Source organism: Streptomyces sp. NPDC004838 (genome assembly GCF_053600955.1).
On sequence record NZ_JBSGAW010000012.1, the window covers coordinates 1 to 13,772 of the forward strand.

Sequence of the window (13,772 nt, forward strand, 5' to 3'; positions counted from 1 at the left end):
GACGGATACGCAGGCGTGGTTCGCCAGCCAGGGAGTGGTCGCCGCGCTCGCGGGCGTCGCGATCTTCCTCTGCCGTCATCTCGGTGACGGCGAACCCCACGGCAGCGATTCGACGGAGAGCGTTCCGGCTGCGGGTGCGGCCGGAGCGGTTCCGGCAGACGGAACGGTGTTCTCAGAGCTTGGCGAGTTTGGCGTAGGGGCTGGGAATCCGGCCCTTGCGCCCGGCGAAGTCGACGAGCACAGCGATGTTGTCGCCTTCGACGGCGATGATTCTCCCCAGACCGAACTGGTCGTGCGAGACCCGGTCGCCCACCGCGTACTGCTCGATCGGCGGGTCCGCGGCCGTGCGGTTGAAGGGACTGGACGGCAGATGGCGCCGGGATCCGGCTGACTTGGTCATTGTCTCAAGTATGGTCCCTCCAGCCACGCCAGAACAACGTTCCGATCAGACAGTCGTCAGATCGAAACAGGTTCAGAACACAAAAGCGATCGGAGCACCGGCCCGAGGACCGGTGCCGAACCGGGTCAGAACAGCGCACTGTAGGCGTTCAGAGCGGGCTGTCCGCCGAGGTGGGCATAGAGCACGGTGGAACCGGGCCCGATCTCTCCACGGGTCACCAGATCGATCATTCCGGCCATCGACTTCCCCTCGTACACGGGATCCGTGACCATTCCCTCGGTCCGGGCCGCGAGCCGCATCGCCTCCAGGGTCACCTCGTCCGGAACTCCGTAGGTCCCCGCGTGGTAGCGCTCGTCCAGTTCGATGTCGTCGTCCGCCGGCCCGCGTTCCACCCCGATGAGCGAGGCGGTGTTCCGCGCGATGCGCCCGATCTGCTCCCGCGTCCGTGCGGGCGCGGCCGAGGCGTCGATGCCGAGAACGCGACGGGGCCGCCCGCCCGCCTCTTCGAGGGCCGCGAATCCGGCGATCATCCCCGCCTGGGTGCCGCCGGTCACCGAGCAGACCACCACCGTGTCGAAGAAGACGCCCGCCTCGCGTTCCTGTTCGGCCACCTCGTACGCCCAGTTGGCGAAGCCGAGCCCGCCCAGCGGGTGGTCGGAGGCCCCGGCGGGGATGGCATAGGGGCGTCCACCGCTCGCCTCGACCTCCCTCAGCGCCTGCTCCCAGCTCTCCTTGGTCCCGATCCCGAACCCCGCGGGGACCAGCCTCACATCCGCGCCCGCGAGCCGGCTGATCAGGATGTTGCCGACCTTGTCATAGACGGAGTCCGGCCATTCGACCCAGTTCTCCTGGACGAGGACGCAGCCGAGGCCGAGGCGGGCGGCGACGGCCGCGACCTGGCGGGTGTGGTTGGACTGGACCCCGCCGATGGACACCAGGGTGTCGCAGCCCTGGGCCAGCGCATCGGCGACGAGATACTCCAGCTTCCGCGTCTTGTTGCCGCCGAAGGCGATCGGCGAGTTGCAGTCCTCGCGCTTGGCCCACAGCTCGGCGCCGCCGAGATGGCCGGTCAGGCGGTCGAGACGGTGCACCGGGGAGGGACCGAACAGCAGTGGATACCGTTCGTACGACGAGATCGACACACTCAGCTCCTTTGATCCGGTTCATCGGGTTCGGTGGGTTCGATGGCTTCATCGGGTTCAGTGGCTTCGGTGGTTCGTCCGGCTCGGTGGCTTCGTCCGGCTGGGTGGCTTCGTCCGGCTCGGCGGGCGGTCTGCTCGATCCGGTCGAGCCGGTCGAGCCGGTCCGGTCAATCCGGCCCCGGGGACGGGCGGGGGTCTCGCGGCTCCGCGCGCTCTTCGAGTTCCCGCCAGATGCGCGCGGTGACGAGGGCCGCCTCCTCGGCGTCCCCGGCCGCGCACGCCCGGATCAGCCGGTCGTGCATCCCGGCCGACTCCAGCGCGCCCCGCTCGGCGAACGCCTGCCACTCGAGCCGCCGGATGAGCGGGGTGTAGCGGGCGATGGTGGCCGCGATCGCGCGGTTCCCGCAGGCGCGTACGAGCACATCGTGCAGTTGGTCGTCGGCCCGCATCGCCTCGCCGATCGCGCCGGTGTGTACGGCCCGTTCGAAGCGGACGTCGGCGTCGCGCATCTCGGCGATGTCGTCGGGCGTGAGCAGGGGCACGGCGGTCCGGGCGGCCAGTTCGTGCATGGCGCACACCACGACGCCCGCCTCCCGCACGGCACGCGGTTCGAGCCAGGTCACGCGGGTGTAGCTCTGCGGTTTGGTCTCGACGAGCCCCTCCTCGACGAGGCGGGCGAGCGCGTCGCGGACCGGTGCGCGGGAGAGACCGAGCCGCTCCGCGAGCACGGCGTCCCGTACGGGCTCCCCCGGTGGCAGCTCACCGCAGACGATGGCATCGCGGATGGCGATGTACGCCGTGTCCCGCAGCAGGGTCCGGCCGACGGGCCGCAGTGTCGCCATGAACTGAAATGTTAGATGTCAGTCCGCGTCGGCACAACGGCCCCGGCGGTCCCGGGTTGTCCGGGCCGCCGGGGCCGAGGCGCAGAAGCCGGGGCCGGGTCCGACGACCGGACGGCCGGGACCGCCGGGACTCCCAGGCACCGATCAGCGCGGAACGGCGGAGGCTACGCCCACGGCCAGTCGGCGTCACGTCCGCGCTCCAGCAGCGGCACCACGCGGAAGGCCGCGTCCGAGAGTCCGCCGAAGGTGTGCCGGCCGGACCCGCCCAACGGCGCGTGGCCCACACGGTGACCGGCCAGGTTCCAGGTGTAGACGGGAACGTCCTGCGGGACCTGCCGGGCCGGGTCGCCGTTGGGGCCGTACGCCGCCTGCTCATCGGTGATGATCAGCACTCGGTCATGGCCCTGGTAGCGCCGACGCACGGCCCCGGTCGTCCGGGTGCCGCCCAGGCCGCCGAATCCGCCGATGACCTTCAGCACCGAATCGTCCTCGCGGTACTTGACCCGGTGGCTGTCGGTGCCGAACTGCACCAGGTCCGCGCTCTGGGCCCGCAGCGCCGGACCCGCGGAAGGGCCACCGGCCCCGCGTGCCGCCGGAACGGCTACAGGCTGCGGCGCGAGCGGGCGCGGAACGCCGCCTTGCGGGCTTCCTTCGCCATGCGCTTGTCCGGGTGCAGCCTCCCCATCGCCTCCAGCACATCCGCCGTCGCGGGATGGTCCACCCGCCATGCCGCGTCGAAGAAGCCGCTGTGCCGGCCGGCCAGGCCCTCCACCAGCCCCTGGAGCTCCTCCAGATCGCCGCCCGCGTCCAGCTGCGCGGCGATCGTGTCGACGGACAGCCAGAAGATCATGGATTCGGAGGGCGGGGGCACATCCGCCGCTCCCCGCTCCGCGAGCCAGACGCGCGCGAGGCCGCCCAGCTCGGTGTCGTCGAGGACCGCGCGGACCTCGGGCTCGGCCTGGCGGCCGACAAGGGTCAGCGCCTGCTGGCACCGCAGCCTGCGCAACGGCGCGCCGTCGTCCGAACCACGCGCCGCCGCCAGCAGCTCATGCGCCGCGACCGCGGGCTCGTACCGGGCGAGCCACTGTTCCGTCTCCGCGCGGGCCGCGGTCTCGGGGTAGTGGGCCAGCCCGTCGAGCAGCACATCCGCGCCCTTGCCCGCCAGCTCCCCCACCGCGGGCGCGTCGACCCCGGCCTCCAGCATCCGCGCCCGGACGCCGTAGAGCCCGAGCGGGGTCAGCTTGACCAGTCCGTACCGGGACACGTCGTCGTCCTCGACGGCCGCGCCGGCGTCCTCGGCGTCGGCCTCCGCCATCAACGCCTCGTCCACCGGCTGGTACTCGACGAGTCCGATCTGCTCCAGCAGCCGGAACTGGTCGTCGAGCCGGAGCATCGCCACCGAGACCTGTTCGAGTACGTCGTCGGTGGGCTCCCCCATGTCGTCGGGGACGATCATCGACGCGGCGAGCGCGGGCAGGGGAACCGGTTCGTCTCCCGCGCCGCCGTCAGTCACGGTCAGCAGATACAGATTCCCGAGGACGCCGTCGAGGAAGTCGGCCTCGCCCTCGGGATCCCAGTCCAGTACCGCGTAGTCGATCTCGCCGTCCTCGTTGATCGCGTCCGTGAGATCGTCCAGCAGCGGGGCGATGGCGTCCGCGTGGGCAGCCTCCAGCGCCTCCAGCCAGATGGCGAGGATGTCCTGCGGCCCGCCGGTGGCGATCAGCCCGAGGTTCTCGCCCCCGGCCGCCGTCCCGTACTCGGCGTGCTCGGCGGCATCGTCGCCGGGATCCTCGATCTCCACGAGACCCGAGTCGACGGCCGCCCGCCACGCCTCGCTGGCGTACGCCTGCCCCTCGTCGTCGTCCGCCAGCCCCAGCGCGACAGCCGCCGCGGGCAGTTGCTCGTCGGCCAGTTCGCCGCCCGCGCCCACCCTGGTGTCCGGGCCCGCCCACCTGGCGAGCCGCACGGCCCTGGCCAGCAGGGGCGCGGCGAGCGCGGCCCGCGCCAGCTCCGCGTCCGAGTGCAGCCTTACGGGCGGCAGGGTAGGACGGTCTTGGGGCATCTGGATGCTTCTCCTCGGGGGATACGGGTTCCGGGCGTGGCCCCGGGGCGGTTCCCCAGCGTAGACGCATTTCACCGGGTTTCGCCGCGTGCAGGCGGTTCCCGGACAGTTGGCCGGATGCTTCACCCACACCACTCCCGTGCCGACGTCGCCCCGGGACGCGCCGGACGCCGCTCGCCGCCGCCGCGCGCTCCCGCCCCGGACAGTCGTCGCTTCATCCGCCCGACCGTCTCCGTACACCCGCCCGCTCTTGACAAGTTCCCTTCACAGCAAAGAGATTGACGCGCGTAGAGCAAGAGCGCTCAACGGCTCTCCCCAACTCGGTTCCCTCCCTCGATCCCGGAGTACTGATGCCTTCCTCCGTCATACCGAGAACGGCCGCCGTGGCGGCCATCGTCGCCTCCGCTCTGGCCGCGGGCCTGCTCGGCGGCCCCTCCGCCGCGTCCGCGGAGGCCACCGCCTCCGGGGCCGGGGTCCGTATCCACGACATCCAGGGCTCCACCCGGACATCCCCGCTGGCCGGGAAGCCGGTCACGGACGTTCCGGGCATCGTCACGGGCGTGCGGACCTACGGCTCGTCGCGCGGATTCTGGTTCCAGGACCCGGAGGGCGACGGCGATCCGGCGACCAGCGAGGGCGTCTTCGTCTTCACGGGAGCCGGCTCCACGCCGACCGTGAAGGTGGGCGACGACGTCCTCGTCTCGGGCACGGTCACCGAGTTCGTGCCGGGCGGCGTCTCGTCAGGCAACCAGTCGCTGACCCAGATCTCCCGGCCGACGGTCACGGTGCTGGCCTCCGGCAGGCCGCTGCCCGCGCCGGTGACCGTCTCCGCGCGGTCCGTGCCCTCCGCGTACGCCCCGGCCGGAGACCCCGCCGCGGGCGGCAGCGTCAACGCGCTCCCCCTCGACCCGCGCACGTACGCCCTCGACTACTACGAGTCCCTGGAAGGCGCCAATGTCCGGGTCGACACCTCCCGGATCGTCGGCGCGACCGACCCGTTCGCGGAGCTGTGGGTCACGGTCAAGCCGAAGGAGAACCGCGGCGCCCGCGGCGGCACGCTGTACGGCTCGTACGATGCGCAGAACACCGGTCGGCTCCAGATCCAGTCTCTGGTCCCGCTCGCCGAGCAGTCCTTCCCGAAGGCGAATGTCGGCGATGTGCTGAGGGGCCGTACCGAAGGCCCGCTGGACTTCAACCAGTTCGGCGGCTACACGATCGCGGCGCGGACCCTCGGCACGGTCGTGGACCGCGGACTGAAGCGGGAGAAGACCCGCCCCCAGAGCCGTGGTGAGCTGGCGGTGGCCACGTACAACGTGGAGAACCTCGACCCGTCCGACCCCCAGGAGAAGTTCGACGCGCTGGGGAAGGCCGTCGTGGAGAACCTCTCGTCGCCCGACATCCTGGCCCTGGAGGAGATCCAGGACAACACCGGCGCGAGGAACGACGGCACGGTCGCCGCCGACCAGACGGTGAAGAAGTTCACGGAGGCGATCGTCGCGGCGGGCGGCCCGGCGTACGACTGGCGCAGCGTCGACCCGGAGAACAACCAGGACGGCGGAGAGCCGGGCGGCAACATCCGCCAGGTCTTCCTCTTCAACCCGGAGCGGGTCTCCTTCACCGACCGCCCCGGCGCCACCGCGACCGCCCCGACCGGCGTCGTACGGGAGCGGGGCAGGGCCGCCCTGACGCTGTCACCGGGCCGGGTCGACCCGGTGAACGCTGCCTGGGGGTCCAGCCGCAAGCCGCTCGCGGGCGAGTTCTCCTTCCGCGGCCGGCCGGTCTTCGTGATCGCCAACCACTTCAGCTCGAAGGGCGGCGACGAGGCCCTCACCTCGCACCACCAGCCCCCGACCCGGTCCTCGGAGGTCAGGCGCCTTCAGCAGGCGCAGGCGGTGAACGCCTTCGTCAAGGAGCTCCTGAAGGCCGACCGGCGCGCGGACGTCCTGGTCGTCGGCGACATCAACGACTTCGAGTTCTCGGCCACGACGAAGGCGCTCACGGACGGCGGGGCGCTCCACGCGGCCGTGAAGTCCCTGCCGAGCCGGGACCGCTACTCGTACGTCTACCAGGGCAACAGCCAGGTGCTGGACCAGATCCTGACCAGTCCTTCGGTGGGCGACTTCGAGTACGACAGCGTGCACATCAACGCGGAGTTCGCGGAGCAGGACAGCGACCACGACCCGCAGGTGCTGCGCTTCCGTCCGTAGCGCGGCACCCGCACCGGCAGGCACCGGTCACCGGGAGGGCCGGCCACGGAGAGCGGCTCCCGGCGTGCGGCCTACGCGTTCGGACCGGGGCTCGGTCCGGGCGCGTAGCGCCGCACGCCGCCGCCGGTCGGGCCCGGCCGGATCCGCGCCTTGTGCCACAACCCGCCCGGCGAGCCCATTCATCAGATCTGCTTACCATTCACCCCTAGCAGATCTCAGTAGACCTTCACAGTCGGCCGGACCCAGACTGAGCGCATGACACCTTCACGACCTTTCGGCCGTGCTCTCTGCGCGATGATCACGCCCTTCACCACGAGCGGTGGACTGGACCGGGAAGCCGCCGCGCGCCATGCCCGTGAACTGGTCGCTCAGGGGTGCGACGGGCTGGTGCTCGGGGGTACCACCGGCGAGTCCACGACCACGTCGGAAGCCGAGAAGGCCGCGCTCGTACGGGCCGTGCGCGAGGCGGTCGGCGACGGGGTGCCGCTCGTCGCGGGCGTGGGCACCGCGGACACCCGCCACACGATCGCCCTGGCCAGCTCGGCGGAACGCGCGGGCGCGGACGGGGTGCTGGTGGTCACCCCGTACTACAGCCGCCCACCGCAGCCCGCCGTCGAGGCGCACTTCCGGTCGGTCGCCGACGCGGCCGGCATTCCCCTGATGCTGTACGACATTCCGCACCGCACCGGCACGCGCATCGAGACCGACACGCTGCTGCGGCTCGCGGAGCATCCCCGGATCGTGGCCGTCAAGGACTGCGCCTACGACCTTCTCGGTTCGACCAAGGTCATCGCGCGCACCTCGCTCGCGTACTACTCCGGCTGCGAGGAGCTGAACCTTCCCCTGTACGCGGTCGGCGGCGCGGGTTGTGTGAGCACCGTCGCGAATGTGGCCCCTCGTGCCGTGCGGGCCGTCCTCGACGCTTTCGACCGGGGCGACACCGCTCAGGCCGCGCGCCTGAATCAGCGGCTGGTCCCTCTCACGGAGCTGATGATGGCCTCGGACCTCCCCGGTGCGGTGACCGCCAAGGCGCTCCTGGGCGCGGGCGCGGTCCGCCCGCCCCTGCAACCCGCAGACGCGGTCTCCCTCGCCCGGTTGCGCGAGGCCCATGCGGCTCTGACGAGCGCGTGACCCCTCCCCCGCGCCGTCGTTCGAGCCGCGGGGACAGGGTCGAAGCCGGTCCGGGCGGCCGGGGCCGGCGGAGAGCCGGGCCCGGCAAGACCCGGACGGCAGGCCCTAGTTGTGGCTGTGGAGGACCTCGTTCAGCCCACCCCACACGGCGTTGTTCGGCCGCGCCTCCACCGCCCCGGTCACCGAGTTCCGCCGGTAGAGGATGTTGCTCGCCCCGGACAGCTCACGCGCCTTGACGATCTCCCCGTCCGGCATGGTGATCCGCGTCCCGGCCGTGATGTACAGCCCCGCCTCGACCACGCACTCGTCGCCGAGCGGGATGCCGACACCCGCCTCGGCCCCCACGAGGCAGCGTTCGCCGATGGAGATGATGACGTTGCCGCCGCCGGAGAGCGTGCCCATCGTGGACGCGCCGCCGCCGATGTCGGAGCCGTCGCCGACGACGACGCCGGCGGAGATGCGGCCCTCGACCATCGACGTGCCGAGCGTGCCCGCGTTGAAGTTGACGAAGCCCTCGTGCATCACGGTGGTGCCCTCGGCGAGATGCGCGCCGAGCCGGATCCGGTCCGCGTCGGCGATGCGCACGCCCTTGGGCGCGACATAGTCCGTCATCCGCGGGAACTTGTCGATGCTGGTGACCTGGAGGTGCAGACCCTCGGCACGCGCGTTGAGCCGGACCGTCTCGATGTCGTCGACGGCGACGGGCCCCAGCGAGGTCCAGGCGACGTTGGCGAGGAGCCCGAAGATCCCGTCGAGGCTCTGGCCATGGGGCTTGACCAGCCGGTGCGAGAGCAGATGGAGGCGGAGGTACGCGTCGTGCGCGTCGAGCGGCTTGTCGTCGAGGGAGGAGATGACCGTGCGTACGGCGACGACCTCGACGCCACGGCGGGCGTCCGGGCCGATCGCCTTCGCGGCTCCGTCACCGAGGAGTTGGGCGGCGCGCTCGGCGTCGAGCCGCTCGGTCCCGGCCGGACCGGCTTCGGCGGTCAGCTCGGGAGCGGGGAACCAGGTGTCGAGAACGGTGCCGTCGGCGGTGAGAGTGGCGAGCCCGGCGGCGACGGCGCCGGTGGTACGGGGAGCGGTGGTATCGGTCATGAGGAGAACCTAACCGCCGACGCGCCCCCTGGGCGAACCCATCTCACACCCCGGCGCGAACGACGGGAACGCCCGCCCCGCAGGGCACGATGCGCCGCCCCCCGGAGGGCGCGGCCCACGGACGCACCCCGGAACACGCGCCCCCGTCGCACGCGCGACGCCCGCCCCCGCCGCACCGCGCTCAGCCCAGCACCCGCGCCAGCATCTCGCGCGCGTACTCCGCGTCGTATGCCCAGCCCGTCAGGAGCACCTGTAGACAGATGCCGTCCATCATCGCCACCAGCGCCCGCGCGGTGGCCGGGTCGGTGCGCCCGGACAGCGCCTCGGCGACGCACTCGGCCCACTCCGCGGCCACCGGCCGCAGCGCGGGCTTGCGCAGGGCGGCGAGATACAGCTCGTACTCCAGCTCGACCCCGGCGCGCTCGCCGGAGAGCCACACCCCCATCACGCGGGCGAGTTCCGCGGCGAGGTCGACGTCCGGATCGGTGAGCGCGGAACTGTTCCGTACCGCGCCCGCGAAGTTCTCGTTGGCCTGCCGCAGCGCGGCGATCAGCAGCTCGTCGAGGGAGGCGAAGTGATACGTCGTCGAGCCGAGCGGCACATCCGCCTCCGCCGCCGCGGTGCGATGGCTGAGGCCGGCGATCCCGCTCCGCCCGACCACCCGGATCGCCGCGTCGATGATGCGCTGCCGCCGCTCCGGGTCGTACCGGCGGGCCATCAGTGGGCTCCGCCCATGTTGAGCACCACCACTCCGGCGATCACCAGCACGATCCCGGTGAACTTGAGCAGGCTGGTCGACTCCCCGAGGAAGAGCATGCCGATCGCGGCGACGGCGGCCGTGCCGACACCGGCCCATATCGCATAAGCGGTGCCGACCGACATCGTCTTCAGCGTCTGCGCGAGCAACGAGAAGGCCAGCAGATACCCGAGGACCGTGAGAACCGAGGGCCAGAGCCTGGTGAACCCCTCGCTGTACTTCATCGCCGTCGTGCCCGCCACTTCGGCCACGATCGCCGCGGCCAACAGTCCGTATCCCATGCGTACGACTGTACACATCGCTGTGTACGGCCGTACATACCAGGCCAGCGGGTGACAGTGACCCGACAAATCCGTTACCGATACCGTGTCCGATCGGGCACAGTGCGGGCAGAACCCCCGCGGCGCGGACAGGACGCACGCGCGGCCGAGCACCTCAGCAACGGGAGAGGACCTCAGTGGCTTTCGGAAACACCCCTCATGGCTGGGGCGGCTGGGCTCCACCGCCGCCCAAACCGGGAGTGATACCCCTGCGTCCGCTCGACCTCGGCGAACTCCTGGGCGGCGCCTTCGCCACACTCGGCCGCTACTGGAAACCGCTGCTCGGCATCGTCGTGACGCTGTATCTGCTGGCCACCGCGGTCATGGGAGCCGTGTTGGTGATCGCGTACCAGCGGATCGAGGAGAGCCTCGACGCCCTGCTCGTTCTCAGCGGGCGGGATCCCGTATGGAACGACTTCCGGCCCCTGGTCGTCGCGTCGATCGTGGTGGTGTGCGTGGGGGCGGTCGTCATGATGTTCACGACCGCCCTGGTGTCGGCCGTCTGCCAGGTGGTCCTCCAGGACGCCGTGCTCGGCAGGGCCACGACGGCCGGCGCCGTCTGGGGGCGGGCCTGGGCGCGGCTCCCGGCCGTCCTCGGCACGGTCCTGCTGACCGGGCTGATGTATCGCTGAAGGACCCTATGAAGAGGTCGACAGCCCCCAAATTAACGCCACGCCGAGCAAACCGAGACACAAGAGGGAAACAGCCAGGCGCCAGCCAGGATTCATCAGTCGGTCTCCTGTTCCGCGATGTGAGAGCGGCGGGCCGGGGAACCGCCCGCGGTGAGTGCGGGGCCGCCGACACGCGATCACGGCCCGCCGTCCATGTCACCCCTCGATCTGAAATGTACCCAGCCAGGTACAGACGCGTAAACGGTGATCATCAGAGCGTGGGCGGGTGCCCACCGATCTGCCGCCGCCCTGGGTCCTCGACCGCCGCGAGGCCATCGGCCGCACGATCCGCGAGACCCGCACCCGAGCCCGGCTCTCCCAGGAACGGCTCGCCGAGATGGTCGACGCCGACCGGAAAACGATCAACCGGATCGAGTACGCCGTCACGGATCCACCCTTGTCGCTGCTGCTCCGCATCGCCCGCGCCCTCGGCGTGTCGCTGTCCGAACTGGTCCGGGAGTAGACCGGGGTCACGGGCACGCCCACACCTCCGTGTCGAGTTTGTGCGCACCGGACTGGCCGCGTGCCCAGCCGCGGTACACCGCACCGGTGGTGAGGCGGCGTCCGCATGCGTAGCAGTCGTAGCCCTGGTACGCGCGCCAGGTCAGGTCTTCCACGGGCGGCACGGGGGCGTCCTGGCACCGCGGCGGCGGGGGCTGGCCGGTCATTGCGGCTGGTCGCGGCGTGCGGGAGTGCCCGGGGCGCGGACGGTGCTGCCGTTCGAGCCCGTCGGGTGGTCCAGCGGCAGCAGCCCTTTCCGGGCGCGGCAGGCCGGGCAGGCATAGAGGGTGCGGCCGGCGGAGCCCGAGGGCTGATGGGTGATGGCGACGGCGACTGTGCCGGACGTGGTGAGGCACCAGGTGCAGAAGTGCTTCACTGCGCCTCCATCGTGAGTTGAGCCCAGAGGCTGTGTAGGTCGTCGGAGGTGCCGGATGCCTGCGACAGGCCCCTGATGATGAGGGCGCCCGGCCCGTGGGTCTGGAGGACCGGCAGGGGGTGGTATCCGGTGGCACTGATGCGCACGCGAGGTCCGGCGGTGGAGATGGTCATTTCGACGATGTCGGGGTGGCGGTCGGGTCCGCTGCCGAGGATCGCCGTGAACAGCTCAGTGGCGATAAGGGGTGCGTCCTCGTGGGCCAGGTGACTGCGTGTCCATTCGCGGACGCGTCTCACCTCTAAGGGCGTTCCTTTGAACGGCTGCCGCCAGGTGTGCCCCGTTTCGGGCATGGCTGTACCCCGGATTCCGTCGCTATCTGAGTACGGATAGTGTTTATCTGTACTCAGATTGTCGCTGGAGTTGGCGCAGGTCAAGTAGGAGGGGAGAGTATGTGTGTACAGATTGACGCGATCTTCGAGGCAGGCGGTGTGGCAGTGGCACAGCCCGAGTACCTGCGGATCGCCGCTGACCTGCGGCGCCGCATCTCCTCCGGCGAATTCGGGCCAGGCGACCGCCTGCCCACCCTCCCCGCCCTCTGCACGGAGTACCGAGTCTCCGAAACCACCATCCGCAACGCCCTCGGACTGCTCCGGGGCGAGGGCCTGATCGAGACCAGAGCACGGGCGGGGACGCTGGTCCGCCCCCGGCCGCCCGTACACCGCCTGCCCGCCGACCGCTACCGCAGCACCCCCGGGGCCGCCTCCACCCCGTACACCCGCGACCAGGGCATCGGATGGTCCGAGTACCGCCTCGACAAACGCTTCGAGAAAATCCAGGCCGACGCGGAACTCGCCGCCCTCTTCGAGTGCGAGCCCGGTGAGCGGCTCCTCGCCAGGCACTTCGTGTTCTTCGACACCGGCCTGCCCACGCAGATGTCCACCAGCTACGTCCGCTGGACCGACGTGGCCGGCACACCGGTCGCCGACCCGATCAACGAGCCGTGGCCCGGCGGTACGCGAGCACAGATGGCGAGCCTCGGCATCACCGTCACCAGGATCACCGAGAGCTTCACCGCGGCAATGCCGACCGAGCTGGAGGCCGCAACCCTCCAGATAGGGGCGGGGGTGCCGGTGATCCGGTACACGCGACGCCACATCGCTGACACCGGGCGCGTCGTCGAGGTGGCCCATCCGATCGTGCGCCGCGGCGACACAACGGTCGTCGACGTCGTCATCGACCTCAACGACTGACCCCGGGTCCGCCCGGCCCCTCCTCGTGCGGCCGGGCGGACCCGCATGGGGAGCCCAGCATCCACCCGGCTGCTCCTGGCGGCTCGGGGTGTCAGTGCGGAATCGTAAAATCGTGTCATGCCCTCGACTCCTGCCGGTGCCCCGGCACGCTCTGCCGCGGAGCTGAACGCCCGTATCCGCGAGCTGTGGGCCCATGGCCGGCTGCCCGACGAGAGGCGGCCGGAGTACGAGGCCCTGCTCGTCGCCTGGGCGCAGGCGGTCGAGGCCGAGCGCGAGGCCACGGCCGAGGCCGCGTAGCCCGGACATGACGAAACCGCCCCCTTCCCGCGCGAGGCGGAAGGGGGCGGTGTGTAGGACTCTCAGCCAGCGGCCGGCGGCGGCTCCTCCGTCGGTTCCCCCTCAGACGTCGGCTGCGGCACCACTCCGGCATCGGCATCCGCCACGGCGAGGAGGAAACTCCAGTCCGCTTCGCTCAACCGGAAATTGTTGACGTCGATATCCATGAGACCCCTCGTCCGAGTGCCAGTGCCCGGCGATTGTGGCGGGTCCGGGCAGTGAGCCGCCAGAGACGAGCAGCGATTGCAGAAACCGACAAGGGCTGTGCACGGATCGTCATGGTGCGCGCCGGTGTCGGCCGGGATCGTGGGTTCCGAAGCACAGCACCCGGCTTCCGGAGGATCCATGCTGAAGGGGAATCCCCCAGCGCCGATGGCATGTCGCCGGGACGAGAGCATCAAACCGTGACAGAAGGAGCAATCCATGCGTATCCGTCGTGCCGCCGCGGCCACAGCCGTCGGCGCCCTGGTCACCCTGGGGGCCATGGCCGTCCCTGCCCAGGCGGCTCCCCCAGCGTCAACCTCAAGCACCACCGGAACCTCCGGAGTTCAGCTTGCGGCTGCAAGCTGGCATTTCTACAGCAGCCACTACTCCGCACACGATTGCGCGGTGGCGGGGCATTACTGGAAGAGCCTGCACCCCACTTGGAAAGACAAGTGCGAATTCGGTCCCAGCTCAGACG

Annotated in this window: 17 protein-coding genes and 1 pseudogene; 6 read left to right on the forward strand and 12 right to left on the reverse strand. The window is 70.9% G+C overall.

Annotated features, from left to right (window positions below):
• Positions 1-172: 172 nt before the first annotated feature.
• The 5 genes and pseudogenes from ACWEFL_RS15595 to ACWEFL_RS15615 form a co-directional block, all read right to left on the reverse strand.
• The gene (locus ACWEFL_RS15595) at positions 173-400 is read right to left on the reverse strand and encodes a hypothetical protein (RefSeq protein WP_451712129.1); all 228 of its coding nucleotides are present in this window, start codon (positions 398-400) and stop codon (positions 173-175) included.
• Positions 401-525: 125 nt separating this feature from the next.
• Entirely contained in the window at positions 526-1,542 is a 1,017-nt protein-coding gene (locus ACWEFL_RS15600; RefSeq protein WP_451712131.1) for a 1-aminocyclopropane-1-carboxylate deaminase, read from the reverse strand.
• Between the two features lie 167 nt (positions 1,543-1,709).
• On the reverse strand, positions 1,710-2,384 hold the full coding sequence (locus tag ACWEFL_RS15605) for a GntR family transcriptional regulator (protein ID WP_451712134.1): 675 nt from the start codon (positions 2,382-2,384) through the stop codon (positions 1,710-1,712).
• Positions 2,385-2,548: 164 nt separating this feature from the next.
• Positions 2,549-2,941, reverse strand: a pseudogene (locus tag ACWEFL_RS15610) (TROVE domain-containing protein); the annotation flags it as partial.
• 44 nt (positions 2,942-2,985) lie between these two features.
• A complete protein-coding gene (locus ACWEFL_RS15615) occupies positions 2,986-4,446 on the reverse strand; it encodes a hypothetical protein (protein WP_451712137.1) in 1,461 nt (486 codons plus the stop codon).
• A 350-nt stretch (positions 4,447-4,796) separates the two neighbouring features.
• Between ACWEFL_RS15615 and ACWEFL_RS15620 the strand changes: the two genes are divergently transcribed.
• Together ACWEFL_RS15620 and dapA are read left to right on the forward strand one after the other, a co-directional pair.
• Positions 4,797-6,653: an endonuclease/exonuclease/phosphatase family protein gene (locus ACWEFL_RS15620; protein WP_451712139.1), complete on the forward strand. Its 1,857-nt coding sequence runs from the start codon at positions 4,797-4,799 to the stop codon at positions 6,651-6,653.
• Between the two features lie 255 nt (positions 6,654-6,908).
• Positions 6,909-7,784 (forward strand): 4-hydroxy-tetrahydrodipicolinate synthase, encoded by an 876-nt coding sequence (gene dapA, locus ACWEFL_RS15625; RefSeq protein ID WP_451712141.1) that lies wholly within the window; start codon positions 6,909-6,911, stop codon positions 7,782-7,784.
• A 105-nt stretch (positions 7,785-7,889) separates the two neighbouring features.
• Here dapA and dapD read toward each other — a convergent pair whose 3' ends face one another.
• From dapD to ACWEFL_RS15640, 3 genes are all read right to left on the reverse strand, one after another.
• Positions 7,890-8,879 (reverse strand): 2,3,4,5-tetrahydropyridine-2,6-dicarboxylate N-succinyltransferase, encoded by a 990-nt coding sequence (gene dapD / locus ACWEFL_RS15630; RefSeq protein WP_451712143.1) that lies wholly within the window; start codon positions 8,877-8,879, stop codon positions 7,890-7,892.
• Between the two features lie 181 nt (positions 8,880-9,060).
• On the reverse strand, positions 9,061-9,597 hold the full coding sequence (locus ACWEFL_RS15635) for a TetR/AcrR family transcriptional regulator (RefSeq protein ID WP_451712146.1): 537 nt from the start codon (positions 9,595-9,597) through the stop codon (positions 9,061-9,063).
• Positions 9,597-9,917 carry a DMT family transporter gene (locus ACWEFL_RS15640; RefSeq protein WP_451712149.1) on the reverse strand — a complete coding sequence of 107 codons (321 nt, stop codon included), beginning with the start codon at positions 9,915-9,917 and terminating at the stop codon, positions 9,597-9,599. The genes ACWEFL_RS15635 and ACWEFL_RS15640 overlap by 1 nt, the downstream gene beginning before the upstream one ends.
• A 176-nt stretch (positions 9,918-10,093) precedes the next feature.
• On the opposite strand from ACWEFL_RS15640, the gene ACWEFL_RS15645 reads away from it, so the two are divergent.
• Together ACWEFL_RS15645 and ACWEFL_RS15650 are read left to right on the forward strand one after the other, a co-directional pair.
• The gene (locus ACWEFL_RS15645) at positions 10,094-10,588 is read left to right on the forward strand and encodes a hypothetical protein (RefSeq protein ID WP_451712152.1); all 495 of its coding nucleotides are present in this window, start codon (positions 10,094-10,096) and stop codon (positions 10,586-10,588) included.
• Between the two features lie 265 nt (positions 10,589-10,853).
• The gene (locus ACWEFL_RS15650) at positions 10,854-11,090 is read left to right on the forward strand and encodes a helix-turn-helix transcriptional regulator (protein ID WP_451712155.1); all 237 of its coding nucleotides are present in this window, start codon (positions 10,854-10,856) and stop codon (positions 11,088-11,090) included.
• Between the two features lie 7 nt (positions 11,091-11,097).
• On the opposite strand, the gene ACWEFL_RS15655 is transcribed toward ACWEFL_RS15650, so the two are convergent.
• From ACWEFL_RS15655 to ACWEFL_RS15665, 3 genes are read right to left on the reverse strand one after another with little or no spacing between them, the layout of a single operon-like run.
• Positions 11,098-11,253 carry a hypothetical protein gene (locus ACWEFL_RS15655; protein WP_451712157.1) on the reverse strand — a complete coding sequence of 52 codons (156 nt, stop codon included), beginning with the start codon at positions 11,251-11,253 and terminating at the stop codon, positions 11,098-11,100.
• A 38-nt stretch (positions 11,254-11,291) separates the two neighbouring features.
• The gene (locus tag ACWEFL_RS15660; protein WP_451712160.1) at positions 11,292-11,504 is read right to left on the reverse strand and encodes a hypothetical protein; all 213 of its coding nucleotides are present in this window, start codon (positions 11,502-11,504) and stop codon (positions 11,292-11,294) included.
• Positions 11,501-11,800 (reverse strand): hypothetical protein, encoded by a 300-nt coding sequence (locus ACWEFL_RS15665; RefSeq protein WP_451712163.1) that lies wholly within the window; start codon positions 11,798-11,800, stop codon positions 11,501-11,503. The genes ACWEFL_RS15660 and ACWEFL_RS15665 overlap by 4 nt, the downstream gene beginning before the upstream one ends.
• A 153-nt stretch (positions 11,801-11,953) precedes the next feature.
• Between ACWEFL_RS15665 and ACWEFL_RS15670 the strand changes: the two genes are divergently transcribed.
• Positions 11,954-12,754, forward strand: a complete 801-nt coding sequence (locus ACWEFL_RS15670; RefSeq protein WP_451712164.1) for a GntR family transcriptional regulator — start codon at positions 11,954-11,956, stop codon at positions 12,752-12,754.
• A gap of 117 nt (positions 12,755-12,871) precedes the next feature.
• The gene (locus tag ACWEFL_RS15675) at positions 12,872-13,051 is read left to right on the forward strand and encodes a hypothetical protein (RefSeq protein WP_451712167.1); all 180 of its coding nucleotides are present in this window, start codon (positions 12,872-12,874) and stop codon (positions 13,049-13,051) included.
• A gap of 62 nt (positions 13,052-13,113) precedes the next feature.
• Here the strand turns inward: ACWEFL_RS15675 and ACWEFL_RS15680 are convergent, their stop codons facing one another.
• A complete protein-coding gene (locus tag ACWEFL_RS15680) occupies positions 13,114-13,257 on the reverse strand; it encodes a hypothetical protein (protein WP_451712168.1) in 144 nt (47 codons plus the stop codon).
• Between the last annotated feature and the right edge of the window lie 515 nt (positions 13,258-13,772).

Coding starts and splice junctions, on each gene's coding strand:
- ACWEFL_RS15595 (WP_451712129.1), bottom strand. CDS start 400: ATGACCAAGTCAGCCGGATCCCGGCGCCATCTGCCGTCCAGTCCCTTC.
- ACWEFL_RS15605 (WP_451712134.1), bottom strand. CDS start 2,384: ATGGCGACACTGCGGCCCGTCGGCCGGACCCTGCTGCGGGACACGGCG.
- ACWEFL_RS15615 (WP_451712137.1), bottom strand. CDS start 4,446: ATGCCCCAAGACCGTCCTACCCTGCCGCCCGTAAGGCTGCACTCGGAC.
- ACWEFL_RS15620 (WP_451712139.1), top strand. CDS start 4,797: ATGCCTTCCTCCGTCATACCGAGAACGGCCGCCGTGGCGGCCATCGTC.
- dapA (WP_451712141.1), top strand. CDS start 6,909: ATGACACCTTCACGACCTTTCGGCCGTGCTCTCTGCGCGATGATCACG.
- dapD (WP_451712143.1), bottom strand. CDS start 8,879: ATGACCGATACCACCGCTCCCCGTACCACCGGCGCCGTCGCCGCCGGG.
- ACWEFL_RS15635 (WP_451712146.1), bottom strand. CDS start 9,597: ATGGCCCGCCGGTACGACCCGGAGCGGCGGCAGCGCATCATCGACGCG.
- ACWEFL_RS15640 (WP_451712149.1), bottom strand. CDS start 9,917: ATGGGATACGGACTGTTGGCCGCGGCGATCGTGGCCGAAGTGGCGGGC.
- ACWEFL_RS15670 (WP_451712164.1), top strand. CDS start 11,954: ATGTGTGTACAGATTGACGCGATCTTCGAGGCAGGCGGTGTGGCAGTG.
- ACWEFL_RS15675 (WP_451712167.1), top strand. CDS start 12,872: ATGCCCTCGACTCCTGCCGGTGCCCCGGCACGCTCTGCCGCGGAGCTG.
- ACWEFL_RS15680 (WP_451712168.1), bottom strand. CDS start 13,257: ATGGATATCGACGTCAACAATTTCCGGTTGAGCGAAGCGGACTGGAGT.